The sequence below is a fragment of the Brevibacillus sp. BC25 genome (genome assembly GCF_000282075.1).
GTDB lineage: Bacteria > Bacillota > Bacilli > Brevibacillales > Brevibacillaceae > Brevibacillus.
The window spans coordinates 1-11,021 of the sequence record NZ_AKIX01000097.1; the positions used below are offsets into that span (position 1 = coordinate 1).

Annotated in this window: 9 protein-coding genes; 4 read left to right on the top strand and 5 right to left on the bottom strand. The window is 46.8% G+C overall.

The genetic code is table 11. From position 1 onward, the window contains the following. Window positions 1–875: spore germination protein (locus PMI05_RS22735; RefSeq protein WP_007726859.1), on the bottom strand; the 875-nt coding region annotated here is incomplete at its 3' end. 155 nt (window positions 876–1,030) lie between these two features. On the opposite strand from PMI05_RS22735, the gene cdaS reads away from it, so the two are divergent. Next, a complete protein-coding gene (cdaS, locus tag PMI05_RS22740; RefSeq protein WP_007726860.1) occupies window positions 1,031–1,645 on the top strand; it encodes a sporulation-specific diadenylate cyclase CdaS in 615 nt (204 codons plus the stop codon). A gap of 104 nt (window positions 1,646–1,749) precedes the next feature. Here cdaS and PMI05_RS22745 read toward each other — a convergent pair whose 3' ends face one another. Beyond that, window positions 1,750–2,976: an aminopeptidase gene (locus PMI05_RS22745; RefSeq protein ID WP_007726861.1), complete on the bottom strand. Its 1,227-nt coding sequence runs from the start codon at window positions 2,974–2,976 to the stop codon at window positions 1,750–1,752. A gap of 247 nt (window positions 2,977–3,223) precedes the next feature. On the opposite strand from PMI05_RS22745, the gene pepF reads away from it, so the two are divergent. Both pepF and PMI05_RS22755 read left to right on the top strand, forming a co-directional pair. Next, complete coding sequence (gene pepF, locus PMI05_RS22750; RefSeq protein WP_007726862.1) at window positions 3,224–5,023, top strand: oligoendopeptidase F; 1,800 nt, start codon at window positions 3,224–3,226, stop codon at window positions 5,021–5,023. Window positions 5,024–5,103: 80 nt separating this feature from the next. Further along, window positions 5,104–5,433: an MGMT family protein gene (locus PMI05_RS22755; RefSeq protein WP_007726863.1), complete on the top strand. Its 330-nt coding sequence runs from the start codon at window positions 5,104–5,106 to the stop codon at window positions 5,431–5,433. Here PMI05_RS22755 and PMI05_RS22760 read toward each other — a convergent pair. Next, window positions 5,430–5,789, bottom strand: coding sequence for a Lin0512 family protein (locus PMI05_RS22760; protein WP_007726864.1), 360 nt, complete (start codon window positions 5,787–5,789; stop codon window positions 5,430–5,432). The genes PMI05_RS22755 and PMI05_RS22760 overlap by 4 nt on opposite strands. Window positions 5,790–5,956: 167 nt before the next feature. On the opposite strand from PMI05_RS22760, the gene PMI05_RS22765 reads away from it, so the two are divergent. After that, window positions 5,957–7,921, top strand: coding sequence for an ATP-dependent DNA helicase (locus PMI05_RS22765; RefSeq protein ID WP_007726865.1), 1,965 nt, complete (start codon window positions 5,957–5,959; stop codon window positions 7,919–7,921). Between the two features lie 43 nt (window positions 7,922–7,964). Here PMI05_RS22765 and PMI05_RS22770 read toward each other — a convergent pair whose 3' ends face one another. After that, window positions 7,965–9,581, bottom strand: a complete 1,617-nt coding sequence (locus PMI05_RS22770; protein ID WP_007726867.1) for a multicopper oxidase family protein — start codon at window positions 9,579–9,581, stop codon at window positions 7,965–7,967. Window positions 9,582–9,764: 183 nt separating this feature from the next. Continuing rightward, a complete protein-coding gene (locus tag PMI05_RS31165) occupies window positions 9,765–10,133 on the bottom strand; it encodes a hypothetical protein (protein WP_039961236.1) in 369 nt (122 codons plus the stop codon). Window positions 10,134–11,021: the final 888 nt, after the last annotated feature.

An 11,021-nucleotide genomic window follows, 5' to 3' on the forward strand; every position in this document is an offset into this window, starting at 1 on the left:
GTCATCAAAATAGAAAAAAGCACACCAAAAATGCGAATCAACCGAAACAAGGACGATAAGATCCACGGTAAATAATAATCCTCGGGAGAAATGAAGAAATCAAAGATCGTGGTTGGACCGGTAATGACATACGGAGATGCATCGGAAATAATCACGATCTGCCCGAGAGTTAACGCATAGATGACCCGGTCAATCCTTTCTGTAGACAGAAACAATGGGAAAGGAGTATTCGAATTATCACTCATGATTTGATCGAGTTGTGATGAATCAAAAATAATATCGAAGTCGATCGTCTGTAGTCTTTGCTCAACGGTTTCAATGTGCTGAGGATTCGTAATACCAGACAAATAGACAACGGCGATGCGCGTATGAGAGAGCGTCCCTAAGGTTAACTCTCGAATGATTAATTTGGGTGTGCTGATTTGTTGACGGATAAGATGCAGGTTGATATCGATGTTTTCAACAAAGCCAACCTTTGGTCCAACGACACTAAACTCGTTTTCCGTGTCGTTGTCAGTTCGCAGTCCTTCAGTCGGATTGGATAGATTGATGAGGGCGAAGAACTGTAGATTGTCTTTCGATTGGATGGCAGCATAGCCTGTCATGATTTTGGAGACGACTGTCTGTATGTCGTCTGTATAAATAATATCCTCCACATAGATAAAGCGGGAAAAGTGGCGCAGGTCCGTGATCGATTCATTTGCTTCCATACGCTCTTGAAGGGGGCGCAAGAGATTTTTTTGCAGTAGCTCAGTTTTTATTAAGGTTTGATAGTACGAAATAAAAAAAGGACTTTCCTCGTTCAGCAGGGGGTAATGCTTAAAATCATTCGATTCTTGTGCAATGGATAGAAACTCATTCCATTTCGTTATCATGTCGGTTTCGCTCCATAAGCTGTTGATCATTTGTGTTTTACTATGTCCGGTTTGTAGTGGAATTATCATCTAGGAAATAGAATGATTTCCTATGGGGAGGGGAACAATCAAACAAAGGACGAAGCGTGAAGAGAAATTGAAATTGAGGGGTTCATATGCTGGAAGTTAACTGTGATACATCATCGTTGAAGGCTGAATTGCTGCAAGAGCTGAGGGGAATATCCGTCACGTTAGATGAAAGCATACATGCGTTAAAAAATGAAAACGAATGTGTGCTCGGGACGTTTGATCAAATACGGACGAAGTTTAGCCGACTCGAAACAGTAGCAGCCTCCTTTTATTTACAATGCTATCTCTCACCCTATACGGAAAAATATCTGGATTTATCTAAGGCCGTGCAGCACTTGGCCAAAAGGCGCCAAGGAGCATTGATTGTCGTTGAACGTGAGGACCCGCTTGATCTGCTGTTGCAAGCAGGTATACCGATTGGGGCCACGATGAGCCATTCCTTGCTGGAATCGATCTTTTATCCGGGCAGCCCTTTGCATGATGGGGCCGTCCTGATTCGGGAAAATCATATCGTTTCCGCGGCCAATGTGTTGCCATTATCTCAGGTTGTGGTAGGGGAAAAAAAGCTGGGAACCAGACATCGTGCTGCTTTGGGGTTGAGTGAAAAAAGCGATGCACTGATCGTTGTTGTTTCCGAGGAAACGGGGAAAGCGTCCTTTGCCATGCAGGGACACTTGTATCCGATTATCTCCCCTTCATGAAAGCGCTCCGCGAAAAGCTGTTGTAACCGAGAAAAGAACGAGGCTGGATTTGTCATGGTGATGACACAAATCCAGCCTCTCGCTATGCCATTCTCAGGTTAGATTCAAGCCCAATTTCCGTTGCGGAAGAGTGGTTCACGCTTGCCGTCAGCTGTTTCCCCATCAATGTTCATCTCGGCGGAGCCGATCATGAAATCGACGTGAGTGAGGCTGATATTGATACCGCGACTAGCCAGTTCGTCATTGCTCATGTCAGCGCCACCTTCAATATTCACACTATAAGCGTTACCAATCGCCAAGTGGTTGGACGCATTCTCATCAAAGAGCGTGTTATAGAAAATGATATCTGATTGCGAGATAGGGGACAGATGAGGAACCAAGGCCACTTCCCCCAAATAATGCGAACCTTCATCTGTTTCAATTAATTGCTTTAGGGATTCTTCTCCCTTTTCAGCAGTTGCCGAGACAATTTTTCCTTTTTCAAAAGTCAGCGTAAAGTTCTCGATCAAATTCCCATGATAGCTCAAAGGCTTGGTGCTGCGAACGGTTCCGTTGACGCCTTCTTTTAATGGCGCGGTGAATACTTCTTCTGTCGGCATATTGGCCATGAAGGAGGCACCATCTTTATTTACGCTCCCACCGCCAATCCAAATGTGATTGGAAGGAAGTTCAATCGTCAGGTTGGTACCAGGAGCTTCGTAATGAAGGTAGCGGTACTGTTTGGCATTGAGCTGATCTACCTTGCTGTTCAGTGTCGCATGATGGTCATGCCAAGCTTGGACAGGGTCATCCATATCTGCGCGAGTGGCACGGAAGATCGCATCCCACAGAGCAAGCTCCTGTTCCTCTTGTGGCAAATGCGGGAAGACCATGGCGGCCCATGCAGGTGATGGAACTGCAAGCACGCACCAGCTCACTTTATCGGACATGGTATAGCTGCGGAATTTATGGAGAGCTTGACCAGCCGTTTTATTGGCAGTAGAAATGCGGTCAAGACTTACCCCTTTCAGCAAATCGGGATTCGCTGCAGAAATGTAGAGAAACGCCGCGCCATTTTCCGCCATTTCCTCTAATCCCTGTACCTTCCATTGCGGGTACTCACGAAACGCTTCATCAGGAGCCAAATCATATTTCATCCGTGTGAGTTCATCGTCGGTCCACTCAATATGTACGTGCTTGGCACCCGCTTCATACGCTTTTTTGGCTACCTTTCTCACAAAAGGAGCAGTAGATAGCGGAGCTGTTACTACTAACGTTTGCATAGGCTGTACGTTCACGCCGACTTTTACAGCCAGATCAGCGTAACGGTCAAACAAGGTTTCAAAAGACATGGTTCATTTCCTCCTTTTAAGAACAAAAGGCTTACTTGCACTCTATCTATTTAACCTTCCCCTCCGAAATCACCTGCTTATGATTTGAAAGAATTTCCTAGGAAAGCGCAGAAAAAGACAGATTACGGCCTAATTCGAGCAAGTTATCCACTTGTTTATTTTGGTTAATTGTAGGAAAATTCAAATGAAAAGGCAATTTTAGTACATAAAAAATATTTTATTGGCCGAATTAAAGGAGGCAGTCAGAGTGAAGACAAGACAGACACGGGATCAAGTCGCTGTCGAGTATACGTGGAACCTGAACGATCTGTTTGAGAGCCAGGAAGCGTGGGAGCAAGAATTAGCAGAAATTGTACAGGATCTGCCTGTCGTCACTGCATTCAAAGGTCATTTGCACAAGAGTGGAGAGACATTGTTGGCCTGCTTGGAGGCAAATGAGGCGATCAATGTTCGGGCGAATATCGCAGCGACGTATGCTAGACTACAGTCGTCTGAAGACGGGACGAATCCACAAAACCAAGCGAACTCTGCACGGGTAGGGGATGTATTGTCCCAGCTGAACGCTGCGCTTTCTTTTATACCTTCCGAGATTTTGGTTTTGCCTGAAGGAAAAATCGAGAGCTTCTTGAAGGAAGAACCAGGACTCGAAATTTTCCGCAAAAGCTTGAATGATTTGCTGGAAACAAAGCCGTACCGACTGTCTGCCGAGACGGAAGAAGCGTTTGCGGCGATGGGCGAGGTATTCTCTGCACCATACAACATATATGCACGCGGAAAGCTTTCGGACATGTCATTTGCACCCGTCAATGATGGTGAGGGAAATGAACGTCCAGTATCCTTCGCGCTATTTGAGACCGATTATGAAATGTCGTCCGATACAACGCTGCGCCGTGCTTCGTACGAATCTTTCTCGAAGACACTCGCTTCGTACCAAAACTCATTTGCTGCGGTATACGCGACAGAGGTGAAAAAACAAACCGTCATGTCTCGTCTGCGTGGCTATGAGACCGTAACGGACATGCTGCTTAAGCCACAGCAAGTTACTCTGGATATGTACCACAACATTCTGGATATTATCGGGAATGAACTCGCTCCGCACATGCGACGCTATGCGAAGCTCAAGGCAAAAGAGCTCGGCCTCGAAAAACTTGCCTTTTGCGATTTGAAGGCACCGCTTGATCCAGAATTCAGCCCGCCGGTTACGATTGAAGAAGCTGGGCAAAAAATATTGGCATCCTTGCAAGTGATGGGATCAGAGTACACAGCGATTATGGAAAAAGCACTGAATGAACGCTGGATCGACTACGTAGACAACGTGGGCAAATCGACAGGTGCTTTCTGCTCAACGACATACAGCAAGCACTCTTACATTCTCATTACGTGGTCGGGTAATATGCGCAGTGCTTTCACGCTGGCTCATGAGCTGGGGCATTGCGGACATTTTATGCTGGCGACAAGAGAGCAAAGCTTTACGAACTCTCGTCCATCGCTGTACTTTATCGAAGCGCCTTCTACACTCAATGAGCTCTTGCTCGCGCAGCACATCGTCGAGCAATCCGACGATCCTCGTCTGAAGCGTTGGGTCATTTTGCAATTGATGAATACGTACTACCACAACTTTGTCACGCATCTGCTAGAAGCGAGAATGCAACGAAAAGTGTACGAAGCAGCGCAAAAAGACGTACCATTGACTGCCAAACAGCTCTCCGAATGGAAAGGGCAAGTGCTCGCAGACTTCTGGGGTGATGCCGTTGATCTGGACGCTGCCGCGAGTCTTACATGGATGCGCCAACCGCACTATTACATGGGGCTGTATCCGTACACTTACGCAGCTGGTTTGACCGCTTCTACAGCAATGGCAGCGAGCATCAAACAAGAGGGACAGCCTGCCGTTGATCGTTGGATCGAGGTGCTTAAAGCCGGGGGAACACTAACGCCGCTGGAGCTAATGAAAAAAGCTGGCGTGGATATGTCAGATCCGCAGCCAATCCGCGAGGCTGTCGCATACGTAGGCAGTCTGGTTGACGAGCTGGAAAGACTGTTTTAACCTGAAATAAGAAGAAAAGGCTTGTGATTACAAGGAATCACAAGCCTTTTGATTTGATCAAGCAAGAAGGAGTAGTCATCATGACCGAATTTACGCAGCGCGCACTAAAAATCATTGCCGGGATTCCAGCGGGCCATGTCATGACGTACGGGCAAATTGCTGCGTTGGCCGGGAGTCCGAGAGCTGCCAGACAAATCGTTCGCATCCTTCATTCCATGTCCAAAAAGCACAAGCTTCCTTGGCATCGGGTCATCAACGCCCAAGGAAAGATCGGATTGCAAGATTTGGATTCGTCCACGCTGCAAAAAATGGCCTTGGAAAGCGAAGGGATAGTCGTGTCAGCAGCAGGAGAAATAGAGTTGGAGCGTTATCAGTTTCACCCACATGTAGTGGATGAGCCGGTATTCTAGTATCCTACCTCTACCGAAGCAATGACGATATAGGCAAGGTCGTTCTTGTCCTCTTTTTCAGCGATCACGACGCCACTGCTCGTCAGCATGCCGCCATCGACGATTTCGAAGGAGACTTCCCCGTAAGGCAGTGCTTTACGAACCGTTTCCAAGTCGAGCTTGTCCTTGTCAGCAGGAACGGCCAGTCTCACATTTACTTTCATGTTATGGATATCGTTTCCTGGCAGGACAGAACGCAGTCCAGGCATCGAATTATGATGGATGGCATTTTGAACAGCGCGGACTGCGGCTTTGGTGACGTTTTGTCCATGCATGTCGATACCGATTCCTATTTCAATAAACATTACTTTTTCCATTGGCTTGTTCACTCCTGTTTCATTCTACTTTTCTACCATCCTTATCTTACCACGAAAAGGAATGGTTTTTTCTCTCATCTGTATTGTGTTTATCGTCAAGACATGTCATCATAACATGTTGGCATCTATGCTTGACGATTCTTTTCATTATTGGAGGCCGGTCACAATTGGAACGTTATCCTTTTGCCTACGATCCGTCCCAGCCGTTCATCTCTCAGGTGAGTGATTGGGTAGCGGACGTTTTTTATGAAGTATTGCCTGAGGCTGGATTCGAGGTGCGTGATGAGCAAATCTACATGGCCTTTCAGCTTGAACGGGCTTTTATAGAAAAGCAAACGATTTTTGCAGAGGCGGGAGTAGGCACGGGAAAAACATTGGCTTACTTGCTGTACGCCATCTGCTATGCACGATATACGAGAAAGCCCGCCATCATTGCCTGTGCGAATGAGTCGCTGATTGAGCAGCTCGTAAAACCGGAAGGCGATATTGCCAAACTGGCTCGCCATCTCAACCTGACGATTGACGCGAGACTCGGAAAATCTCCGGACCAATATGTCTGTTTGCGCAAGCTGGATGAGGCGAGATTCCAGCCTGAGACAGGGGAAGCTTTCCAGCATATTTATCAAGAGCTGCCTTCGTTTGTTCATACACATGAGGCCTTGCAGTCGTTTTATCCATACGGGGATCGCAGCACATATCCTGATCTGGATGACCAAGAATGGGCGCAGATGAACTGGGATACTTTTCAGGATTGTTTTGTGTGCGACAGACAGCACCGCTGTGGGCAGACCCTTTCCAGAAATCATTACCGTCAATCAGCTGATTTGATCATTTGCTCCCATGACTTTTATATGGAGCATGTGTGGACTTATGAGATCCGCAAGCGCGGAGGTCAGCTACCATTGCTGCCACCGCATAGCTCGGTCATTTTTGACGAGGGTCATCTGCTGGAGCCTGCTGCCCAAAAAGCATTGACGTACAAGCTGAATCACTCCGTGTTCGAAGAAACGATTACGCGTGTCTTGAAGGGTGAGATCAGGGAAGAGCTCGCCATTGCCATTGAAGAAGCCATTGCTCAGAGCGAGGAGATGTTCTCCCGATTGAACGAAGAGAGCAAGGCTGTGATGGGCTCCAACCGCAAAGAAATCCACTTTCATCCGGAACTCATTGCAACCATCCACCGTTTTACAAATCTCGTCAGTTGGATTGAAGAAGAGCTGGCGTTAGAGGGTGGTCTATATACATTGGACGAGTTCCAGCTGCGAATTGTCGAAGAGCATCTGGAAATGATGCAGCTAGCACTGGGACTATTCCAAGACCCAGATCACGTCATTTCCTGGATGAGTGAAGAGATTACAGGGCCAACCTTGGTCGTTATGCCAAAAAAGGTGCAGGAAGTACTGGAAGAGCGCGTATTCTCACAAAAGATGCCGATAGTCTTTTCGTCAGCGACTCTATCTGTTGATGGAACGTTTAAGTATGTAGCGGACAGCTTGGGCATTGAGCAATACCTGTCTTTCTCCGTGGCGTCACCGTACGAGTATGACAAGCAAATGGAGGTATACGTACCGACACTTTCTGCGACCGACTCCTTTGCGGAAAAAATGAGCCAGGCTACCCAATTGCTACAAAAATCAGCGGGTAGTGCACTGTTGTTGTTTTCCTCCATGGAGGAATTACAGCAATTCAAGGCCGCCATCAAAAACGAGCCTTCCTGTACGGATCTGCGATTCTTGTTTGAAGGAGATGCAGAAATCAGCCATCTGATCTCTCAGTTCCAAAACGACGAGAAAAGCAGCCTCTGTGCGGTGAGCCTGTGGGAAGGGCTAGATGTTCCGGGACCATCGCTGTCCAATGTGATCATTTGGTCACTGCCATTCCCGCCGAATGATCCAGTGTTTACAGCAAAACGAAAAAGTGCAGCGAATCCTTTCGAAGAGGTAGATATGCCTTACATGCTGCTGAGACTGCGTCAAGGCATCGGGCGTTTGATCCGTTCGAGAGAGGATAGCGGTCTGGTATCAATCTTGAGTCCGCAATTGAGCCAAAATGACCAGCTGAGACAGCAAGTACAGGATGTTTTTCCGACTGACGTAGAGTGGAAAACGTCTTTGGACGGTGTATTGGCGTAATAAAAAAGCAGGAGCCAGGGTGGCTTCCTGCTTTTTTCTATGGTTATTCTGGCATGTTGCCGACAGTAGGGTCGACGACGAAATCTGGCTTGAAGCCTTCATATTTTACTTCGGATACCATTCCTTGCGCAGCATGGCCCAAATCGTGGCAGTGGAACATCCAGTCTCCTGGATTGTCAGCTTCAAAGGCGACGACATAAGACTCACCCGGCAATATGTTCAGTGTATCCTTGACCAGAGGGGAGCCTGTGATAGGCTGCCCGTTTTTGCTTAATACTTGGAAGAAATGTCCGTGCAAATGCATCGGGTGGATATCTTTTGGTGATTTGTTCACCATCGTGACTTTGACCAGATTGCCTTTTTTGACGTTGAGCGGAGGGACATCCGGGAACGTTTTTCCATTGATGGTAAAGGCCATTTTTCCATCTGCCGTCTCCGTGTTCAAATCCATTTGATACGTGATGTCATACTTTTGATCTAGTGTAAAGCTGCTTTTTGCCGCCTCGCCGTATTTGGTAATGTCTATCGTTGGCATGTCGCCAGCTTCAGATTTGGCTGTTTTTGTTTCCGAGCCTTCGTAGACGATAGGCACTACCAACGACTTGGCGCCTGGATTAGTGCTGCGCTCCTCTAATAACCATTTACCAGGATTGTTTGCGACAAATTCGAGATCATATCGTTCTCCTGGCCCGATATTGAGGAGCTGGCCTCCTACGAGGGGTGGATTATTGATGGGTTGCCCGTCTGTTGCTACGATTTTAAATTCATGACCTTGCAGGTTCAGCTTGTGGTTCAAGTATCCGGCATTGATCAGGCGGATTCTGACCTTCTCTCCTTCTTTAACAGATAGCGGCTGGATTGCCGGGCCTGTTTTTCCGTTCACTGAAAAGATCGTATACATCAACGGCATCATCTCAGCGTCACTCATAGGCATCTGCATACCGGCCATGTTGTGACCACCAGAGGACGAACTATCGGAAGAAGGGGCACTCATGCCGTGGCTCATACCACTTCCGTGCATTTCCGCCATGCTATCGTCCTGCATCCATTCATCGAGAACGAGGGTAAAGTCCTTATCAGATGGCTCTGGGGTAGTCGGTTCTACCACTAGGGAACCATACAAGCCTTTGTCTACCTGCTTGGCACTGTTTTGATGCGAGTGGTACCAGTATGTGCCGGCAACATCCACCTTGAATTTGTAGGTGAAGCTTTCGTTTGGTTTTACGGCATTTTGGGTCACGCCAGGGATTCCGTCCATGTTATTCGGAACGGGTAAGCCATGCCAGTGAATGGTGACCGGCTCGGGCAATTCGTTTTTCAACGTCACACTAATGGTTTCCCCTTGTTTGACACGAAGCTGTGGACCTGGAACGGTACCATTGTACGTCCATGCGTTTTTCATGGTCTTGTCATCGAGATGGAGCATATTTTCTTTTGCTGTGAGGGTAAACGTATTGCCTGTAAGCACCTCCATCGACGAGTCGCTGGATGCAGACATTTGTTGCGGTTGCGTTTCTGTTGTTGTTTGTGGTGAAGAACTCATGTTGTGTCCATTATGATCCATCGTGGTATTGTCAGTGGCAGTGGAGCATGCGGATAACAGCAAAACGCCACCTAGAACCAAGGGATAAGCCCACGGGCGTATTTTCCGTTTGTTCATGTGCACTTTTCCTCCTTTGAGCTGTTGGAGAAAGCGTACCAAACGATTGTGTAGAAAACATGAAGACGGGATGTATGACACTTCTGTTACGCATTGTGCAAAAATGGGAAAGTAAGCGTGAACAAATGCTATAATGGAGTATCGTACATACAAGTAATCAGTAGAATCGGACAGGGATGGTGTTCACGTTTGGGTAACGTAGATTTTGCGAGCTTGCCTTGGAATATTTTTTGGGTTGGAGTCGCTTACTTTTTGGTCACAGGAGTCTTTTTCTGTCTTGGATTTATGCGGTTGCTTTCCGAACGAGTGAAAAGTGGCATCGTATGCATGGTGATTGCGGTTGTCAGCGGTGGTTTTTTCTTGAATTATTTGTTTACTCATCATATTTAAATTAGGATAATCAAGCGAAAATCCTCGTCGGTGCTGGTAATCGATGGGGATTTTCTTTTTTGTCTTGTGTTTCCTGTTTCGATTGGCGAAAATGGTAGTGATAGGGGAATGACCGTGGTTGATGTGCTTTACTTCGGGGGATACCGATTCCAAAGCAACCATTCCTCCCAAATTGGAAGAGACGATACATACAAGCTTTTGGAGTTGGCATTGCATCAAGCGGAAACTTATTGGCTCAAAGGTTTATCAACAAATGACAATCAGGAATGTCAATACAACTCGCAAAAAATTACGAACCGATGCAGGCCGTTGATCCGTAAATCTTTTGTGACAAGTAAACACGTTGCATTTTGCATCTGACAATGGTGGTCTGCGATGATCTACAATCGTGAAGCTGATGGGGAAAGTATACCAGCAGCTTCTTTTTTTGTTCCGCGTTTTTACCGGGAAAAAACATGGTCAGAATGTAAACAGTTTGTAACGAGTTATCCCCCGAAACCGTCATATAATCAGGTTACAAACAACTATTCAGCAAGAGTCTAACGTAAGACAAGGACCGGGTAATTTCCTTGTGAGACCATCCTATATAAGGAAGGCGTGGTGCATATATAAGGGAGTAAGAGACCAGAAAACAACGAGATAGTGAGTAGTTCATCACATCCTGAATACGGGCAACGATGATGGGAAGAATTCATTTTCCATAAAGATAATGAACGAGACCAACCCCCGTTTTCGCACGATTCCAAAAAACAGGGGTTTTTGCATTCATAGAGCACGCAATTCCCGATGTGTAATGACTGCCCCCAACAACAAATGATGAAAACAGAACGGAAGTAAAAGGGGAGAATGCAGATGTTTTGCATGGCGAGCACGAAGAATCACCATAAAAAAACAAAAAGGACGATGGGTACGAAAAGAATCAATAATCAGAACGAATTAATCACTCGCCAACATGCAACGATAGGAGGCCACCAGCATGCCTGAACCGATCAAAGGCGTAAGCAGCCGATACATGGCTGGGATCGACGGGCTTCGTGCGCTGGCGGTACT